Source organism: Sphingomonas sp. NIC1, from assembly GCF_001638925.1.
Lineage (GTDB): Bacteria > Pseudomonadota > Alphaproteobacteria > Sphingomonadales > Sphingomonadaceae > Sphingomonas > Sphingomonas aquatilis.
On sequence record NZ_CP015521.1, the window covers coordinates 2,164,573 to 2,182,015 of the forward strand.

The following is a 17,443-nucleotide window of genomic DNA, read 5'->3' on the forward strand; positions in this document are numbered from 1 at the left end:
TGGGATGACGTCTGTTGGGGTCCAAACGAAAGGGGCGGCGCCGTTGCCGGCACCGCCCCTTCGCAGTCGGACCTGTCGGCCGCTTAGAAGTTCACTGATCCTTCCAGACCGATGGTGCGCGGCGGGTTGAAGTTCGCATACGAGCCCAGCACCGCGATGTTCGCGTCCGAACGGCGATAGATATGCTGTTCGTTCAGAAGGTTGCGCGACCAGAGCGACAGCGTCGCCTTCTGCCCCTGTGCGCTCAGCGGGATGTCCGCCAGCGCGATGCGGCCGTTCACGATGAAGCTCGAGTCGGTCTTCACGCTTTCCGACTGGAAGCTGTACTGCGGCGCCGCATAATTGGCGTCGAGGTGGAAGCGCGCATGCGTGCTGCCCGTGCCAACCGGCAGATCGTAATCGATCGCCGCCGATGCCGCGTGCGGCGGCGTGTAGACGGTGTAGACCTGCGTCAGCACGCCGAAGGTCGGACCCGGGTTCGGGTTCGCCGTCGCCGGCACCTTGGTGTAGGTGTAAGCGTAGGAGGCGGTCAGCGTCAGGCTGTCGATCGGGCGCGCGCTGACGTCCAGTTCGATACCCCGGATCTTCGACGTGCCCGGCGCATTCGCCGTGTTTTCGGTGTGCAGGTTGAAGTTCGGGTTGGCGATCGTGGTGCCCGGCAGGAACTGGTTGGTATCGACGTTGTCGAAGTCGATCTGCGTGTTCTTGCGGTCCATGATATAACCCGCGACGTTCACGCGCACCTTGTGGTTCAGGAAGTCGGTCTTCGCGCCGATTTCATAGGCCTTCACCGATTCCGGCCCGAACGCGCCGAAGTTGGACGAGCGGTCGTTGGCGCCACCGGCGCGGAAACCGCTCGAATATTTGGCGTACAGGTTGATGCCGGGCGCCGCGTCGGCGGCCAGCGTCACCATCGGGTCGAACCGGCCGCGATCATAGTTCAGCACGTAATTGGTGGGGACGCCCGACACGAGGTACAAAGTGCCGTTACGCTTGTCCTTCGAATAGCGGCCGCCGACCGTCAGGTGCAGCATCTCCGCCGCGGCGGGGGTCCAGGTCGCCTGGCCGTACGCGGCATAGCTGCGGGTGCGGGCGACGCTGGCGCGCTGCAGGAAGCGGGAGTTATAGTCCCAGCCCTGGTTGGACGAGCTGATCGTGCCGAACACCTGCGAGGGCAGGATGGTGTAGGCGGTGCCGTCGGCGTTCCACTGGTTCGACGAGGGCGTCGCGGCGGATTCGCGGGCCTGTTCGTTGAAATAATAGAGGCCGGCGACCCAGTCGAGCTGGTCGACGCTGCCGATCGCCTGGAATTCCTGGCTGAACTGGCTCTGGTACAGATCCGACAGGCTGTAGCGGCTGAACTTGCCGTTGGGGGCGTAGGCGACGCGCTCCGGACCGCCCGAATTGTCCCACTGGTTGGTCGCCACGCGGCGCCATGCGGTGATCGACTTCAGCGTGATCGCCGGATCGACCTTGTACGACAGCGTCGCGCTGACGCCCTGCGTCTTGTCGACGCTGTACTGCTGCGGCACGCCGACGTCGGCGACGCTCTGGCGGTTCGGGTGGACGCCAACCAGCGCGGGCAGCGGCGCGATGCAGGTAGTGGCCGAGATCGTGCTCGACAGGCAGGTCGGCGCGCCGGCCGCGCTGCCCGGCAGGACGATGCGGTTGGTGGTGCGGTCCAGCACGCCGACGGTGCGGCCGAGCGGGTTGTAGTTGATCAGCTGGCTGAAGAACGGCGTGTTCTCGTCCCGCGCCTTGTCGAAGGCGACGTCGGCGGTGAAGCTGTCGGTCGGCTTCCAGCGCGCGGCGATGCGGCCGCCGACGCGGTCATAGGCGTTCCAGCCGAGCTGGCCGGCGAGCGGGTTGCGCGTCGTCGCATCCTGATGCTGGTACACGCCGTCCAGCTTGATCGAGATGTTCTGATATTCGGGCAGGTCGATATGCGCTTCGCCATTGCGCGCGCCATAATTGCCGAAGCCTGCGGTGACGCGGCCACCGAATTCCCCGGTGGGCGCCTTGGTGACGATGCTGAGCGCGCCGCCTTCGGTGTTACGGCCGAACAGCGTGCCCTGTGGGCCACGCAGCACTTCGATGCGCTGCACGTCGAACAGCGCGGCGTTCAGGCCTTGCGAGCGGCCGAGGTAGACGCCGTCGATATAGACGCCGACGCCCGAATCGCGCGCGGTCTGGTTCTGGTCGAACGGCACGATGCCGCGGATGCCGATCGTCAGCGCCGATTGGCGCGCTTCGAAGGTCGCGACGCGCAGCGACGGCACCGCGCCGTCACCCAGGTCGAGCAGGCTCTGGACGTGGCGGTCCTTGATCGCTTCGGGATCGAGCACGCTGATCGCGATCGGCGTCTTCTGCAGGTTGGTTTCGCGCTTGGTCGCGGTGACGACGATGTCCTGCAGCTGGTCCGGCTCGGCCGCGGGGGTCGGGTCCGTGGCGGGCGTGGGATCGGCGGCCGGCGCGGTGGTGGCGGTCGCCTTGGCGGCATCGGCGGCGAACGCCGGTGCGGCGGCGAGGGCGGATGCGGCGACGCCGATCATCAGCAGCGCGCGGCTGCCGGACATCTTCATCATGACGAAATATTCCCCTTCGAGGCAATGTGCCTTCCTGGGGCGCGCCTACCGCCGGGCTGTGGCGGGCGTGTTGCGATTCGATGACGCCGCCGGCGAGCGGGATTTCATTCTGGTGTCATTTTCGGAACGGGGCCACGCCGTGGTGACGATTTGGATACGGGTCGGCATAATCCATGCGAAGCCTTGGGGTTCCCCGAACGGGGCGGTTGACGATCGCGGCGGACCGACGCGCAGTTTTGGGGGCGACCGCATGTCGAGGGCAGCGAAGACCCGCTGCTCCTCGCTGCTGGCGATCGCAAAGGTCAGCAGAACGATGCTGCCGATATCGGCAAATGCTGGGGCGGTGGGCGTCAGGACGGACGTCGGTCGACGGCGTCCTGCGCCTCTCCCTCGGCGATCAGCTTGGCGTAGCGTCGGGCCATGTCGAGGTGGACGCGGCGGCCGTCGCTGTTTGGCGTGCGATCCGCGAGCGCGCGTTCCTGGCGCTCCCGGTGGATATAGAATTGGGTTTCGGCATGAGTCGGCATGAGGGCCTCCCTCATTGGGGTGATGCTTGTCGCCAACGGGCAACACGTCACAAGCCATGACCCTTTAGCACGATAGGGCGCGTTTGGCCTTCATCTGCATCAATCCGCCTCGGTCCTGCGCGGCGGCTCTCGAACGGCACACAAACCGATCGGTCTCCAAACGAAAAGGGGGCCCGGCATCGCTGCCGAACCCCCCATTCCATCAGCCGTTGGCCGACGATCAGTCGCGATCACCGGTCAGGAAGGCCGGCGCGAATTCGGGCGCAGGGCCGTCATCGTTGCCGCCGCCGTTACGCGGGCCACGGTCACCGCCTTCGCCGCGGGGGCCACGGTCACGGCGCGGGCCGCGGTCACCGCGGTCGCCGCCACGATCGCCGCCGTCACGACGGGGACCACGGTCGCCGCGCGGGCCACGGCTGCCACGGTCGCCGCCTTCACGCGGTTCGCGCGCCGGACGCGTGTCTTCCAACTCGGCGCCGGTTTCCTGATCGACGACGCGCATCGACAGGCGAACCTTGCCGCGCGGATCGATCTCGAGGACCTTCACCTTGACCTGCTGGCCTTCGCTGAGGACGTCCGAGACCTTCTCGACGCGCTCGTTCTTGATCTCCGAGACGTGAACGAGACCGTCCTTGCCGCCCATGAAGTTCACGAACGCGCCGAAATCGACCAGGTTGACGACCTTGCCGTCGTAGATCTTGCCGACCTCGGCCTCTTCGACCAAGCCCTTGATCCACTTGATCGCGGCTTCGATCTGCGACGAATCCGACGACGACACCTTGATGACGCCCTCGTCGTCGATGTCGACCTTGGCGCCGGTGGTGGCGACGATCTCGCGGATCACCTTGCCGCCCGTGCCGATCACTTCGCGGATCTTCGACTTGTCGATCGTGAAGGTTTCGATGCGCGGCGCGTGCGCCGACAGCTCCGAACGGGTCTCGCCCAGCGCCTTGGCCATCTCATTGAGGATGTGCGCGCGGCCTTCATGCGCCTGCTTCAGCGCGACCTTCATGATCTCTTCGGTGATGCCTGAGATCTTGATGTCCATCTGCAGCGCGGTGATGCCCTCGCTGGTGCCGGCGACCTTAAAGTCCATGTCGCCAAGATGATCCTCGTCGCCCAGGATGTCCGACAGGACGGCGAAGTCCTTGCCTTCCAGGATCAGGCCCATCGCGATGCCCGAGACGGGGCGCTTCAGCGGCACGCCCGCGTCCATCATCGACAGCGAACCGCCGCAGACGGTGGCCATCGACGACGAGCCGTTCGACTCGGTGATGTCCGACGTGACGCGGATCGTATAGGGGAACTCCTCCTTCGACGGCAGCACCGGGTGCAGCGCGCGCCAGGCGAGCTTGCCGTGGCCGACTTCGCGACGACCCGGCGCACCGAAGCGGCCGACTTCACCGACCGAATAGGGCGGGAAGTTATAGTGGAGCATGAAGTTCTGGTACGACAGGCCGTTGAGGCCGTCGATCATCTGCTCCGCGTCGCGGGTGCCGAGCGTGGTGGTCGCGATCGTCTGCGTTTCGCCACGCGTGAACAGCGCCGAACCGTGCGCACGCGGCAGGAAGTGGACTTCCGATTCGATCGGACGGACGGTCGTGGTGTTGCGGCCGTCGATGCGGCGGCCGGTCTTCAGGATCGCGGTGCGGACGATATCCGCCTCCAGCTTCTTCACCAGCTTCAGGCTGGCGAGATAGGCCTGCGGATCGCTGTCCTTCAGGTCGGCCATGCCGTCGCGGGCCTTGGCGCGCGCGTCGTTGATCGCGGTCTGGCGAGCCTGCTTGTCGGTCAGCTTGTAGGCCGCCTCCAGGTCCTTGCCGATCAGCTTCTTGAGCTTGGCCTTCACGGCTGCGCTGTCGGCCTGGACCTTGAGTTCCCAAGGCTCCTTGGCGGCCTGTTCGGCGAGGTCGATGATCGCGTCGATCACCTGCTGCGACGCCTTGTGCGCGAACATCACGGCGCCGAGCATGACGTCTTCCGACAGCTCCTTGGCTTCGGATTCGACCATCATGACCGCGTCATGCGTCGCGGCGACCATCAGGTCGAGCTCGCCGGTCAGCACGTCGGCGTCCGACGGGTTGAGGACGTATTCGCCGTCCTTGTAGCCGACGCGCGCCGCGCCGATCGGGCCCATGAAGGGCACGCCCGACAGCGTCATCGCGGCCGAGGCGGCGATCATCGCCAGCAGATCGGGCTCGTTCTCGCCGTCATACGACAGAACCTGCGCGATGCAGTTGATCTCGTTGTAGAAGCCTTCGGGGAACAGCGGGCGGATCGGACGGTCGATCAGGCGGCTGACCAGCGTCTCACGCTCGGTCGCGCCACGCTCGCGCTTGAAGAAGCCACCGGGGATGCGGCCCGAAGCCGAAAACTTTTCCTGGTAGTGGACGGTGAGCGGGAAGAAATCCTGCCCTTCCTTCACCGACTTGGCGGCGGTCACGGCGCAGAGCACCACCGTCTCGCCGAGCGTCGCGATCACCGCGCCGTCGGCCTGGCGGGCGACCTTGCCCGTTTCGAGGGTGAGCGTCTGGCCGCCCCACTCGATCGATACCTTCTTGGCATTGAACATGTATTTTCCTTCACTCCCCACGCCAAATGCGTCGGGGGGCCTATCTGCGAGCTAAGCCGGCTCGCGCGGTGTGGAGCGTCTTGTCGCTCCGATGGATCGGGGCCGAATTGCCCGTCTTCCGCTTACCCGGCTCGTGCCGGTATTCGTGAAACGCGTGGCGCGCCCATAGCACGGATATACGAAAAGGGCGACCCGAAGGCCGCCCTCTCGTTTCACCCGCTGGGGGTTACTTGCGAAGACCCAGCTTCGCGATCAGATCCAGATACCGCTGGCCATCGGTCTTGCGCAGATAGTCGAGCAGCGAGCGCCGCTTGTTGACCATCATCAGCAGCCCGCGGCGCGAATGGTTGTCCTTCTTGTGACCCTTGAAGTGCTCGGTCAGGTTCTTGATGCGCTCCGACAGGATCGCGACCTGGACTTCCGGCGAACCCGTGTCGCCTTCTTGGCGGGCGTGAGCCTTGACGAGTTCGTTCTTGCGCTCGGCGGTAATGGTCATGTGTTCATCCTCGACATCACAGATTGAAACCCCGGACGACGCGGACCTGTTGGTCCTCCACCGATACCAGCGCGACCGGCGTGTCGCCGTCGCATGCGAAGTATGGGCCATCGTCCGTGGCGATCCCGGTCAGAACACGCCCCTGGCGGAGCGCCCCTGCCTGATCGGGGGTGAGGGGTAGAGCCGGGATGTCGTCCAGCCCCGCCCTCAACGGCAGGAGTATCTGTTCAAGGGTGCGCCCCATACCGGCTTCCGCCAGATTGTCCAGCGATATCGCGGGGGCGAGGGTGAAGGGGCCGGCCTTGGTGCGGCGGAGCATGGTGACGTGGCCGACCGTACCGAGCGCGAGTGCGATGTCGCGGGCGAGGGAGCGGATATAGGTGCCTTTGGAGACGTGGGCGGTGAGGGTGATCTCGTCCAATTCCTCCCTCGCGTCAGCGGGGGAGGGGGACCGCTCGCCGCAGGTGAGTGGTGGAGGGGGCGTGTCCGCAGACGGGACGTTCGCCGTATCCTCCCCCTCCGTCAGCGCGTCGCGCTGCCACCTCCCCCTGGCGGGGGAAGAATGGAGGGCATGCACCGTCACGTCCCGGCTCGCGAGCACCACATCCTCGCCGGCGCGCGCCAGATCATAGGCCCGCTCGCCGTCGACCTTCAGCGCGCTGTATGCCGGCGGCACCTGGCTGATCGGGCCTGTGAAGCGCGGCAGCACCGCCTCCACGTCGGCCAGCGTCGGCCGCACGTCCGACGTCGCGACACCCACGCCTTCCGCATCCAGCGTATCGGTCTGCTCGCCGAAGCGGATGGTGAAGTCGTACACTTTGTCGCTGTCGAGCATCCGCCCCGCCAGCTTCGTCGCCTCGCCGACCGCGATCGGCAGCACGCCCGTCGCGAGCGGATCGAGCGTGCCGCCATGGCCGACCTTGAACTTGCCATAGCCGCCCTGGCGCAGCGCACGCTTCACCGCGGAGACGACCTGCGTGCTGCCGAGCCCCAACGGCTTGTCGACGATGATCCAGCCGTGCATCAGCCGATCGCCTGCGCCAGTTTCAGGAACAGGCCGATCACCGCATCGGCCGGCGGGCCGACCAGCCGCCCGACGACATCCGCCTTGGGTGCGATCATCGGCAGCACGACGAGGACGAAGAGCAGCAGCAGGAAGCCGAACCGCCCGATCTTCGCCCATTGCGCCGCGAGCGGGCGGGGCAGGATACCCTCGACGACATGCCCGCCATCGAACGGCGGCATGGGGAGCAGGTTGAAGATCGCGAGGAAGACGTTGACCAGCAGGAAGTTGACGAGGTTCGCGAAGACGAACGCCGCAACACCGGTCGGCTGTGCGCCATGCAGCAGCGCGACCGCCGAGCCGATCAGGATCGCGGCGATCGTGGCGAGGATCAGGTTCATGCCCGGTCCGGCGAGCGCCACCGCGACCATGCCCCAGCGCGGGTTGCGCAGGCGCTGGGCGACGACCGGCACCGGCTTCGCCCAGCCGAACACCGGCGCGCCTGCGATGGCGAGGCCGAGCGGCAGGATGAGCGTGCCGACCGGATCGACGTGGCGGAGCGGGTTGAAGCTCAGCCGCTTCCGCTCCGCGGCGGTCGGATCGCCGAGCCACTTCGCCATCCAGCCGTGCGCGACTTCGTGAAAGACGATCGCGATGACGAGCGGGATGATCCACACGGCCGTGCGGTAGACGATGTTATCGGGGTTCATGCCGCGCGATATGGCGTGGGGGAGGGGAGAGCGCCACTCCCCTGTTCGTCATCCCGGCGTACGCCGGGATGACGAACAGGGGCTTATGTGCCCAGTGCCTCCGAAAAATGCCGCCGGCACAGTGCGATGTATCGATCGTTGCCGCCGATCTCAGTCTGCGCGCCCTCGGCGATGGCGCGGCCCTCGGCATCGACGCGCAGGTTCATCGTCGCCTTGCGCCCGCATACGCACACCGATTTGATCTCGATGAGCGCATCGGCGATCGCGAGCAGCCGCGCCGATCCTTCGAACAACCGCCCCTGGAAATCGGTCCGCAGGCCATAAGCGAGCACCGGCACGTTCAGCACGTCGCAGATGTGCGCCAGCTGCGCGACCTGCGCGGCGGAGAGGAACTGCGCCTCGTCGACCAGCACGCAGGCGAGCGGGCCGCGTGTGAGGCGATCCGCGACACAGGCGGCGAGGTCGGTCGTGCCCTCGAACGGCGTGGCCGGTGCCTCCAGCCCGATGCGGCTGGTGATCGTGCCGTGCGCAAAGCGATCGTCCACCGCGGCGGTGAACAGCATCGTCTCCATACCTCGCTCGCGATAGTTGAAGTCCGCCTGCAACAGCGTCGTCGACTTCCCCGCATTCATCGAGGCGTAGTAGAAATAGAGCTTGGCCATCAGTCGGGACGTTCGATCGGGAGGGGGGCGTCGGGACCGGCATGCTCCGCCAAATGCTTTTCAAAGCTGACGAACCGATCGTTACCACCCGCTGCGGCGATATGGATCATGTCGGCGATGTCGCCACCGGCGGCGAACCTCTCGACCGCCCAGTCGAGAGCGGCTGGATCGGAGACGTTGACTGTTTTGGTTTGGAGGACGAGCTTCAAAACATGCGAGAGCCTTTGCCGATCGTAGCGATAGGTCCTCCCTCCCAAGACCCAAGCTAGTTCCAGCAACACCGTGTCAGACACATGGACCGGCTCCGCCATGACCGTGTCGGCCAACGGCGATTGCACCGGATCGTCGCGCGTGATCCAGCGAACGAGAATGTTCGTGTCGACAGCTTTCACTGGGCGATTGTCACTGGGCGATCGTATCTTCGCCCGACGCGATCCGGCGCGCATCGTCTTTCATCTGGTTCAGCGCGACCGGAGGCCCATCATGCTGCCGCAGTGCTTCAAAAAGGCGAACGGCCTCCGCGGGTTCCAGCTTCCGGTCGTCGCGCCGCACGCGGTATGTGACGCTGTCACCCGCTTCGATAATCTCCAAGGCCACGCCCGGATGCCAGCCCAAGCGATCGCGTGTCTCCCGCGGCAGCGGAAGGTCGCCCGAAGCGGAGACTTTGGTGAAGGCGTTCATCCCACGCAAAATGCGTCGCGTAACGCTGCCGGTCAATCCTCGCCCGCGTCGCCCAGATCGCGTGCCACTTCCGGCCGGCGGAGCAGCTGGTCGATGTGGCTGCCTTCGTCGAAGCTTTCGTCCGCGAGGAACTTCAGTTTCGCGGCGTACTTGTTCTGGATGCGGTGCGCGACTTCGCGTTGCAGGTAGGCGGTGTTGGTGCGCAGCGCCTTCAGCACCGCCTCCTCGTCACGCCCAAGCAGCGGCTTCACGAAGACGGTCGCATGGCGCAGGTCAGGCGACATGCGCACTTCGGTGATGCTGACCATGTGTTTGGCCAGCGTTTCGTCATGCACGTCGCCGCGCTGGAGGATTTTCGACAGCACGTGGCGCACCTGTTCGCCGACGCGCAGCGTGCGAACCGATTTTTCCTGGGGGTCTTTGTTCATCATGCCTCCAACCCCTCTCCCGCCGGGAGAGGGAGGGGCCCGCCGCCGTTAGGCGGTGGGAGGGTGAGGGTGACGGCCGGTGCCATTGCCACCCTCACCCTTCCGCTGCCTGCGGCAGCTCCCTCCCTCTCCCAAAGGGGAGAGGGACGTCAGGATTAGAGGGTCCGTTCGCGCATCTCGACTTCGAACGTTTCGAGGAAGTCGCCGGCCTTGATGTCGGTGAAGTTCTGCGTGAACGTCACACCGCATTCCAGACCCGCGCGGACTTCGGCGACATCGTCCTTGAAGCGACGCAGCGACGCGATCTCACCCTGGTAGATGATGACGTCGTTGCGCGTGATGCGGGCCTTGAGCGCCTTGCGGATGACGCCTTCGACGACCAGCAGACCCGCGGCCTTGCCGTGCTTGCCCGCCGAGAAGACCTCGCGGATTTCCGCACGACCGACAACGGTTTCGAACGCTTCCGGCCCGAGCTCGCCCGCCATGCCCGCCCGGATCTCGTCGATCAGGTCGTAGATGACGTCGTAATACTTGAGCGCCACCTTCTGCCGATCGGCGATCTCGCGTGCCTTGGCATTGGCACGGACGTTGAAGCCGATGATCGGCGCGCCGCTGGCACCCGCCAGCGTCACGTCGCTTTCGGTGATGCCGCCGACGCCCGAATGCAGCACGCGCGCCTTGATGAGGTCGGTCGAGATCTTGTTGATCGACGCGACGATCGCCTCGACCGTGCCCTGCGTGTCGGCCTTGACGACGAGCGGATATTCCTTCGCCGCATTGGCCTTCAGCGCCGAGAACATGCTCTCGAGGCTCGCCGGCGCGGTCGTGGTGCGCTTCTGCGTCAGCACGCCCTGGCGGTATTCGGCGACCTCGCGGGCGCGCGCCTCGTTCTCGACGACCTGCAGCGGATCGCCCGCCGACGGCACGCCCGAGATGCCGAGCACCTCGACCGGCATCGCCGGATCGGCCTGCTTCACCTGACGGCCCTTGTCGTCGACGAGGGCGCGGACCTTGCCGCTTTCCGCGCCGATGACGAAGACGTCGCCGACCTTCAGCGTGCCACGGTTGACCAGGATCGTCGCGACCGGGCCGCGGCCCTTGTCGAGCTTCGCCTCGATCACCGTGCCCTCGGCCGGACGGTCGGGGTTGGCGCGCAGTTCGAGCAGTTCGGCCTGCAGCTGGATCTTCTCGATCAGTTCGTCGAGGCCGGTCTTCTTGAGCGCGGAGACTTCGACGTCCTGGACGTCGCCGCCCATTTCCTCGACCACCACCTCATGCTCCAGCAGGCGCTCGCGCACGCGCTGGGCATTGGCCTCATATTTGTCGATCTTGTTGATCGCCACGATCATCGGCACGCCGGCCGCCTTGGTGTGGTTGATCGCCTCGATCGTCTGCGGCATCAGCCCGTCGTCGGCCGCGACCACCAGCACCACGATATCCGTGACGTCCGCGCCGCGCGCGCGCATCTGCGTGAACGCCTCGTGGCCCGGCGTGTCGAGGAAGGTGATCTTCGACTTGTCCTTCAGCGTGACCTGATAGGCACCGATATGCTGCGTGATGCCGCCGGCCTCGCCGCGCACCACGTCGGTGCCGCGCAGCGCGTCGAGCAGGCTGGTCTTGCCGTGATCGACGTGGCCCATGATCGTGACGACCGGGGGACGCGGCTTCATCGCCTCTTCGGCGTCCTCGACCGTGTCGATCGCCAGATCGATGTCGCTGTCGGAGACGCGGACGATGTTGTGGCCGAATTCGGTCACGAGCAGTTCGGCCGTATCCTGGTCGATCGTCTGCGTCATCGTGACGGGCATGCCCATCTTGAACAGCGTCTTGACGAGGTCGGCGCCCTTTTCCGCCATACGGTTGGCGAGTTCCTGGACGGTGATCGCCTCGGGCACCTGCACGTCGCGGACCTGCTTGGGCTGCGCTTCACGCGGGCCGCCAAAGTGACGCTTTTCCTTTTCGCGCGCGCGCTTCAGCGCGGCGAGGCTGCGGCTGCGCGCACCATCGTCGCCCAGCGCGCGGTTGACGGTCAGCTTGCCGCCGCGACGCTCGTCGCCCTTGCGGTCGCGCTGCGTCGGGCGGCTCGGCGGCGCGTTGCGCGGCGTGGCCTGGCCCGAGGGCAGGTTGCGGTTGGCGCCACCGGCAGTGCTGCTGCCCGACGCACTCGCGGCCGGAGCCGCCGCAGGGGCGGGCGCAGGCGCCGGCTTGGGCTGCGGCTTGGGAATTTCGGGACGCGCGACCGGCGAGAAGCGACGCGGCGCGGGCAGCGACGGATCGCGACCCAGTTCCACCGTCGGCGCAGGCGCCGGGGCGGGGCCGCCGGACGCGGCGCAGGCTGCGCGACCACCGGAGCGGGGCCGGCGCCGGCGTGGGGGCCGGCGTCGGTTCGGGCGCCGCAACGGGTTCCTCGACCGGCGTCGGCGGTACGGGCCGCTCGACCGGGCGGAAGCCACGGCCGGCCGGGGTCGGCACGGTCACAGTCGGCGCGGCAGGCGCCGCCGGGGCGGCTGCGGCAGGCGCAACCGGCTCGGGCGCGGGCGTGGGCTCGGGCGCAGCCGGCGGCGCGGCGGCGGCTGCCGCAGCAGCGGCGGCCTTTTCGGCGGCGCGGCGGCGCTCGTCCTCAAGCGCTTGCGCACGAGCGGCCTCTTCGCGGCGACGGATGTCTTCCGAGGCCTGGATGCGCTGCTCCTCGGCCTCGCGCAGCATGCGGGCCTGGCGCTCCTGCGGCGTCTCGTTCGACGGCGCCGGGCGCGGGGCAGGGGCTGCCGGAGCCGGCGTCGGCGCGGCGACGGGCGCCTGCACCGGCTGCTCCGGCGCAGCCTGCGCCTCGCCCGGGCGGCCCAGCACGCGCCGCTTCTTCGTTTCCACGATCACCGTATTGGACCGGCCATGGCTGAAGCTCTGCTTCACCTGGCCGGTCTCGACCGTGCGCTTCAGCCCCAGGGGCGCGCGCATGCCAAGTTTCGGCTTATCGTTGTCGGTGTCGCTCACTCAAATTCCTCGTTCACGTCTACGGCCGGTCGCGTCCCGCCGGGTTCGGCGCCGGATAACCGGTGCGCCGATGCGCCTTGCGGGGCCGTTTCGCAAGGCACGGGAGTGGGTTCAGGTCCGATAAAATGCAGCCAGCGGTCGAGCGCGTCGCTCACCCGCGCGGCGGCAGCGCGGTCGGTCAGGGCGATGTGTACCACATTTTCGCGGCCCAGCGCCAACGACAATATGGTGCGCGAAACCGGCAATACCAAGCCCCGGATGTCCGATCCTTCGCGATCCGATCCGATCCGCCACGCCTGATCGAGCTTGCGGTTGCCGTCGGTGCCGGCATCGGCAGCATGATAGAGCGCGTGGAGCTGGCCCGATCGTGCCGCCGTCTCGATCTTTTCCGACCCGGTCAGCAGCAGGCCAGAGCGCGATTCGAGGCCGAGCCGGTCGAGCGCGTTGCGTTCGAGTGCGCTGGCGATGCGCGCGGGCAGGTCGTCGGGGATCACGAGTTCCGCACCCTTGAACGCGCGGGCCAGCGCGCCGCGCAGGCGCTTCTTGGCGATCGCCTCGTCCAGTTCGGCGCGGGTGACGCCGATCCACGCGCCGCGGCCGGGGGCCTTGGCACGCACGTCGGGCAGCACCTGCCCGTCAGGCGCGATCGCGAGTCGCACGAGGTTGTCGCGGACGTCGCGGTCCTGCGTCAGAATGCATTTGCGGATGGGGTCGGTCATGCCGCCACCTCCGCCACGCTCACGCCGTCACCCCGGACGTGTTCCGGGGTCCACCGGGCCGGGGAGGGGATGGCACGGACGAGTAACGACCCATCAGCCAAGCCAACGAACAGCCGCCCCCGCGGCCCCGTGGACCCCGGAACACGTCCGGGGTGACGGGGGGTATGGGGCGAAGCGCAGGGCATCACACTCGCGGTCGCCCACGAGTCCGTCTGCCTGCGCCGAACCTGCTGAACCGTCAGCGTCTCATTGCGAGGGAACCGCATCAGCGTCCTCCCGCACTTGGGGCGCATCGCGGTCGGCGATCAGCTGACCGCCGGCGCCGTAATTTTCCGTCGACACTTCCTCGATCACGATCTGGACCGCGGCGGGATTCTTGCCGAGGCGCGTGACGAGGCTGGCCGTCACGTCCGCGACGACCCCTGCCTTCTGCTCCTTGGTCGCGGAGCCGGCCAGTCGGATCGAGACGAAAGGCATCAGGCCTCCTCACCCTCCGACGCGTCGGTCGAGGCGGGGGCATCGGCGGCTGCCGGCGCTTCGTCCTCGAACCAATGCTGGCGCGCGGCCATGATGATCTCGTTACCCTGCTCGTCGCTGAGACCGTATTCGGCGAGAATACCACCCTTCGGTTCGGGGCGCTTGGGCGCGTCCTCGTTGCGGCGACGCGGCTCGGCGCGCTTCTTCTCGACCAGTTCGTCGGTGGCGAGGTCGGCAAGGTCGTCGAGCGTCTTGATGCCCGCCTTGCCGAGCGTGACCAGCATCGCTTCGGTCAGGTACGGCATGTCGGCGAGCGCGTCCTCGACGCCCAGCGCACGACGTTCGTCACGCGCGGCGGCCTCGCGGCGGTCGAGCGCTTCCTGTGCACGGCTTTGCAGTTCCTGCGCGAGGTCCTCGTCGAAGCCCTCGATGCCGGCCAATTCGTCCAGCTCGACATAGGCGACCTCTTCCAGCGCGCCGAAGCCTTCGGCGACCAGCAGCTGCGCCAGCGTCTCGTCGACGTCCAGTTCGTTCTGGAACATCTCGGAATTCTGAACGAACTCCTTCTGGCGCTTTTCGCTCGCGTCGGCTTCGGTCAGGATGTCGATCGCCTTGCCGGTCAGCTGGCTGGCGAGGCGGACGTTCTGGCCGCGGCGGCCGATGGCGAGGCTGAGCTGGTCGTCGGGCACGACCACCTCGATCCGGTCCTCTTCCTCGTCGATCACGACGCGGCTGACCGATGCCGGCTGCAACGCGTTGACGACGAAGGTCGCGGTGTCGGGCGACCAGGGGATGATGTCGATCTTTTCGCCCTGCATTTCCTGCACGACGGCCTGGACGCGGCTGCCCTTCATGCCGACGCAGGCGCCGACCGGGTCGATCGACGAATCGCGGCTGATGACGCCGATCTTCGCGCGCGAACCGGGGTCGCGCGCCGCCGCCTGAATGGTGATGATGCCGTCGTAGATTTCGGGCACTTCCTGCGCGAACAGCTTCTTCATGAAGTCGGGGTGCGCGCGGCTGAGGAAGATCTGCGGGCCGCGGTTCTCGCGGCGAACGTTGAGGATCAGCGAGCGGATGCGGTCGTTGACGCGGACGACTTCGCGCGGGATCTGCTGGTCGCGGCGGATGACGCCCTCGGCGCGGCCCAGGTCGACGACGATATGGCCGAACTCGACGCGCTTGACGACGCCGGTGATGATCTCGCCCTGGCGGTCCTTGAACTCTTCATACTGGCGCTCGCGCTCGGCGTCGCGGACCTTCTGGAAGATGATCTGCTTGGATGCCTGCGCCTGGATGCGGCCGAATTCGATCGGGGGCAGCGGATCGACGATATAGTCGCCGACGGTCGCGCCCTTCTGCAGCTTTTGCGCCTGGTTGACGTCGACCTGCTTGAAATAATCGTCGACCGCCTCGACCACCTCGACGACGCGCCACAGGCGCAGGTCGCCGGTCTGCGGGTCGAGCTTCGCGCGGATGTCGTTCTCGATGCCGTAGCGGGTCTTGGCCGCGCGCTGGATCGCTTCCTCAAGAGCCTCGATCACGATGCTCTTGTCGATCATCTTTTCCGATGCGACCGAATTGGCGATCGCGATCAGTTCCGCGCGGTTGGCGGTGGCGACGGTGGCCATCTTACTGCTGTCCTTCGTTGGATGCGTCGGTGTCGTCTGTTTCTTCGAATTCGTCCGCGCCTTCGCTGGAAAGCGGCGCGGTGGCGGCGAGCAGGCGATCGGTGATCGTCAGCTTCGCGTCGTGGATCTGGTCGAGTCCGACGGTCATCGGCCGATAGCCGCGTACGTCGATTGTCACCTGATCACCTTCGATCCCGACCAGATCGCCGGTCAGGATCTTGCGGTTGTCGATCTTCTCGACCAGCGTCACCTTCGCCTCATGTCCCGCCCAATTGACGTAATCCTGCGGGCGGGTGAGCGGGCGGTCGATGCCGGGCGACGACACTTCGAGGCGATAGGCGTCCTCGATCGGGTCCTTGCCCTCGGCCTCCAGCGCGTCGAGCACGTCCGAGATGCGGCGCGACAGATCGGCGCAATCGTCGATCGTCAGCTGGCCGGTGTCGGGCCGTTCGGCCATGATCTGGAGCGTGGGGTCGGATTTGCCGCCGAACATCTTCACGCGCACGAGGTCGAAACCCAGCGCTTTGGCTTCGGGTTCGATCAATGCGGTCAGAAGGGCGATGTCCGCCATGCGGGCTCCAAAACAGATATGCGTGTTCGCCGCCGCGGAAGGGGTCCCCCGCAGCCTCTTTCACCTGACGATGTTAGAGAAGGCAGCGGCTATATACGCCGGCGCCCGCATAGAAACAAGCATCCATCGTGCGGGCCCGTGCGTTCGCTGCACCGATAAAAAGGGAGACATTCATGCGCCTGCACCTGCTCGCCGCCTTGCCGGTGGCCCTGATCGCCTGTTCGGGCAACGCCCCCGCGACCGGGGAGGGCGCGCAGGCTGGTGAGACGCCGCCCAGTGCCAAGCCGTTCCGCGAGACGGTGGTCGCCGATTTCGTCTCGCCCTGGGCGCTGGCGTTCCTGCCGGACAATCGCATCCTCGTCACCGAAAAGGCGGGGCAGATGATCCTGCTGTCGGCCGACGGCAAGCGCCGCCAGACGATCGCGACACTGCCCGTCGATTCGGCGGGGCAGGGCGGATTGATGGACGTGGTGCCCGCGCCCGATTTCGCGACCAGCAAGCGCATCTATTTCAGCTATTCGACCGCCGGTCAGGGCGGCAAGGGCGTCGTGCTCGCCCGCGGCCGGCTTCGCGGCGAGGGGGCGAGCGAACGCCTCGGCGAGATCGAGGCGCTGTTCCAGGCGCGTCCCTTCGTCGAAGGTAACGGCCATTATTCGGGCCGCATCGCCTTCGCGCCCGATGGCCAGAGCCTGTTCTTCACCAATGGCGAGCGGCAGAAGTTCACGCCGGCGCAGGACCCGCAGGCGACGCTGGGCAAGGTGCTGCGCCTGACGCTCGACGGCAAGCCCGCGCTGGGCAATCCGCTGGTCGCCAAGGGGTTCGCGCCGGAGGTGTGGAGCTATGGCCACCGCAACCTGCTCGGGATCGCCTTCGATGCGCAGGGGCGGTTGTGGGAGCAGGAGATGGGGCCGAAGGGCGGCGATGAACTGAACCTCATCATGCCCGGGCGCAACTATGGCTGGCCCAATGCATCGAACGGCAGCCATTACGACGGCCGCGACATTCCCGATCACCGCCCCGGCGACGGCTACGAACCGCCCAAGGTGTGGTGGAACCCGGTGATCTCGCCGGGCGGGCTGATGATCTATTCGGGCAACCTCTTCCCGGCGTGGAAGGGTGATGCCTTCATCGGTGGCCTGTCGTCCAGGTCGCTGGTTCGCGTCGATCTCGACGGGCAGACTGCGAAGAAGGCCGACCAATGGCCCATGGGCGCACGGATCCGTGACGTCGAACAGGGGCCGGACGGCGCGATCTGGGTGATCGAGGACGGCGGCGAGTCGCAGGGGCGGCTGATCCGACTGACGCCGCGGTAAGGGGCGTAGATAATTCCTCCCCCGCCAGGGGGAGGTGGCGCCGCGACGCGGTGACGGAGGGGGAGGAGACGGTGAGC

The 17,443-nt window shown here is 66.9% G+C and carries 15 protein-coding genes and 1 pseudogene; 1 reads left to right on the plus strand and 15 read right to left on the minus strand.

Going from position 1 to position 17,443, the window contains the following annotated elements; translation table 11 throughout:
- Positions 1 to 83 precede the first annotated feature (83 nt).
- From A7E77_RS10320 to rimP, 15 genes and pseudogenes are all read right to left on the minus strand, one after another.
- Positions 84 to 2,585: a TonB-dependent receptor gene (locus A7E77_RS10320; RefSeq protein WP_063687780.1), complete on the minus strand. Its 2,502-nt coding sequence runs from the start codon at positions 2,583 to 2,585 to the stop codon at positions 84 to 86.
- A gap of 350 nt (positions 2,586 to 2,935) precedes the next feature.
- Entirely contained in the window at positions 2,936 to 3,112 is a 177-nt protein-coding gene (locus tag A7E77_RS17970; protein ID WP_192929959.1) for a hypothetical protein, read from the minus strand.
- 220 nt (positions 3,113 to 3,332) lie between these two features.
- Positions 3,333 to 5,684 carry a polyribonucleotide nucleotidyltransferase gene (pnp, locus tag A7E77_RS10325; RefSeq protein WP_063687782.1) on the minus strand — a complete coding sequence of 784 codons (2,352 nt, stop codon included), beginning with the start codon at positions 5,682 to 5,684 and terminating at the stop codon, positions 3,333 to 3,335.
- Between the two features lie 226 nt (positions 5,685 to 5,910).
- Positions 5,911 to 6,180: a 30S ribosomal protein S15 gene (gene rpsO, locus A7E77_RS10330; RefSeq protein WP_017977691.1), complete on the minus strand. Its 270-nt coding sequence runs from the start codon at positions 6,178 to 6,180 to the stop codon at positions 5,911 to 5,913.
- A 16-nt stretch (positions 6,181 to 6,196) separates the two neighbouring features.
- Positions 6,197 to 7,204: a tRNA pseudouridine(55) synthase TruB gene (gene truB, locus A7E77_RS10335; RefSeq protein ID WP_063687784.1), complete on the minus strand. Its 1,008-nt coding sequence runs from the start codon at positions 7,202 to 7,204 to the stop codon at positions 6,197 to 6,199.
- On the minus strand, positions 7,204 to 7,893 hold the full coding sequence (locus tag A7E77_RS10340; RefSeq protein ID WP_043060613.1) for a site-2 protease family protein: 690 nt from the start codon (positions 7,891 to 7,893) through the stop codon (positions 7,204 to 7,206). Before A7E77_RS10340 ends, truB begins: the two co-directional genes overlap by 1 nt.
- An 83-nt stretch (positions 7,894 to 7,976) precedes the next feature.
- Positions 7,977 to 8,555 carry a thymidine kinase gene (locus A7E77_RS10345; RefSeq protein WP_063687786.1) on the minus strand — a complete coding sequence of 193 codons (579 nt, stop codon included), beginning with the start codon at positions 8,553 to 8,555 and terminating at the stop codon, positions 7,977 to 7,979.
- Entirely contained in the window at positions 8,555 to 8,947 is a 393-nt protein-coding gene (locus A7E77_RS10350; protein ID WP_063687788.1) for a type II toxin-antitoxin system VapC family toxin, read from the minus strand. Before A7E77_RS10350 ends, A7E77_RS10345 begins: the two co-directional genes overlap by 1 nt.
- Before the next feature lie 10 nt (positions 8,948 to 8,957).
- A complete protein-coding gene (locus tag A7E77_RS10355) occupies positions 8,958 to 9,236 on the minus strand; it encodes an AbrB/MazE/SpoVT family DNA-binding domain-containing protein (protein WP_063687790.1) in 279 nt (92 codons plus the stop codon).
- A 32-nt stretch (positions 9,237 to 9,268) separates the two neighbouring features.
- Positions 9,269 to 9,667, minus strand: a complete 399-nt coding sequence (gene rbfA, locus A7E77_RS10360) for a 30S ribosome-binding factor RbfA (RefSeq protein WP_063687792.1) — start codon at positions 9,665 to 9,667, stop codon at positions 9,269 to 9,271.
- A gap of 152 nt (positions 9,668 to 9,819) precedes the next feature.
- Positions 9,820 to 12,655: pseudogene (infB, locus tag A7E77_RS10365) on the minus strand (translation initiation factor IF-2).
- A complete protein-coding gene (locus A7E77_RS10370; RefSeq protein WP_063687794.1) occupies positions 12,652 to 13,374 on the minus strand; it encodes a DUF448 domain-containing protein in 723 nt (240 codons plus the stop codon). The pseudogene infB and the gene A7E77_RS10370 overlap by 4 nt, the downstream one beginning before the upstream one ends.
- A gap of 246 nt (positions 13,375 to 13,620) precedes the next feature.
- The gene (locus A7E77_RS10375) at positions 13,621 to 13,851 is read right to left on the minus strand and encodes a tautomerase family protein (RefSeq protein WP_017977699.1); all 231 of its coding nucleotides are present in this window, start codon (positions 13,849 to 13,851) and stop codon (positions 13,621 to 13,623) included.
- Entirely contained in the window at positions 13,851 to 15,482 is a 1,632-nt protein-coding gene (nusA, locus tag A7E77_RS10380; RefSeq protein WP_017977700.1) for a transcription termination factor NusA, read from the minus strand. The genes A7E77_RS10375 and nusA overlap by 1 nt, the downstream gene beginning before the upstream one ends.
- Before the next feature lies 1 nt (position 15,483).
- On the minus strand, positions 15,484 to 16,053 hold the full coding sequence (rimP, locus tag A7E77_RS10385) for a ribosome maturation protein RimP (protein WP_063687796.1): 570 nt from the start codon (positions 16,051 to 16,053) through the stop codon (positions 15,484 to 15,486).
- A gap of 173 nt (positions 16,054 to 16,226) precedes the next feature.
- On the opposite strand from rimP, the gene A7E77_RS10390 reads away from it, so the two are divergent.
- Positions 16,227 to 17,366, plus strand: coding sequence for a PQQ-dependent sugar dehydrogenase (locus A7E77_RS10390; RefSeq protein ID WP_063687798.1), 1,140 nt, complete (start codon positions 16,227 to 16,229; stop codon positions 17,364 to 17,366).
- Positions 17,367 to 17,443 lie beyond the last annotated feature (77 nt).

Excerpts from the sequence above, each read along its gene's own strand:
- A7E77_RS10320 (WP_063687780.1), bottom strand. The coding sequence starts at position 2,585 with ATGATGAAGATGTCCGGCAGCCGCGCGCTGCTGATGATCGGCGTCGCC.
- A7E77_RS17970 (WP_192929959.1), bottom strand. The coding sequence starts at position 3,112 with ATGCCGACTCATGCCGAAACCCAATTCTATATCCACCGGGAGCGCCAG.
- pnp (WP_063687782.1), bottom strand. The coding sequence starts at position 5,684 with ATGTTCAATGCCAAGAAGGTATCGATCGAGTGGGGCGGCCAGACGCTC.
- rpsO (WP_017977691.1), bottom strand. The coding sequence starts at position 6,180 with ATGACCATTACCGCCGAGCGCAAGAACGAACTCGTCAAGGCTCACGCC.
- truB (WP_063687784.1), bottom strand. The coding sequence starts at position 7,204 with ATGCACGGCTGGATCATCGTCGACAAGCCGTTGGGGCTCGGCAGCACG.
- A7E77_RS10340 (WP_043060613.1), bottom strand. The coding sequence starts at position 7,893 with ATGAACCCCGATAACATCGTCTACCGCACGGCCGTGTGGATCATCCCG.
- A7E77_RS10345 (WP_063687786.1), bottom strand. The coding sequence starts at position 8,555 with ATGGCCAAGCTCTATTTCTACTACGCCTCGATGAATGCGGGGAAGTCG.
- A7E77_RS10355 (WP_063687790.1), bottom strand. The coding sequence starts at position 9,236 with ATGAACGCCTTCACCAAAGTCTCCGCTTCGGGCGACCTTCCGCTGCCG.
- rbfA (WP_063687792.1), bottom strand. The coding sequence starts at position 9,667 with ATGATGAACAAAGACCCCCAGGAAAAATCGGTTCGCACGCTGCGCGTC.
- A7E77_RS10370 (WP_063687794.1), bottom strand. The coding sequence starts at position 13,374 with ATGACCGACCCCATCCGCAAATGCATTCTGACGCAGGACCGCGACGTC.
- A7E77_RS10375 (WP_017977699.1), bottom strand. The coding sequence starts at position 13,851 with ATGCCTTTCGTCTCGATCCGACTGGCCGGCTCCGCGACCAAGGAGCAG.
- nusA (WP_017977700.1), bottom strand. The coding sequence starts at position 15,482 with ATGGCCACCGTCGCCACCGCCAACCGCGCGGAACTGATCGCGATCGCC.
- rimP (WP_063687796.1), bottom strand. The coding sequence starts at position 16,053 with ATGGCGGACATCGCCCTTCTGACCGCATTGATCGAACCCGAAGCCAAA.
- A7E77_RS10390 (WP_063687798.1), top strand. The coding sequence starts at position 16,227 with ATGCGCCTGCACCTGCTCGCCGCCTTGCCGGTGGCCCTGATCGCCTGT.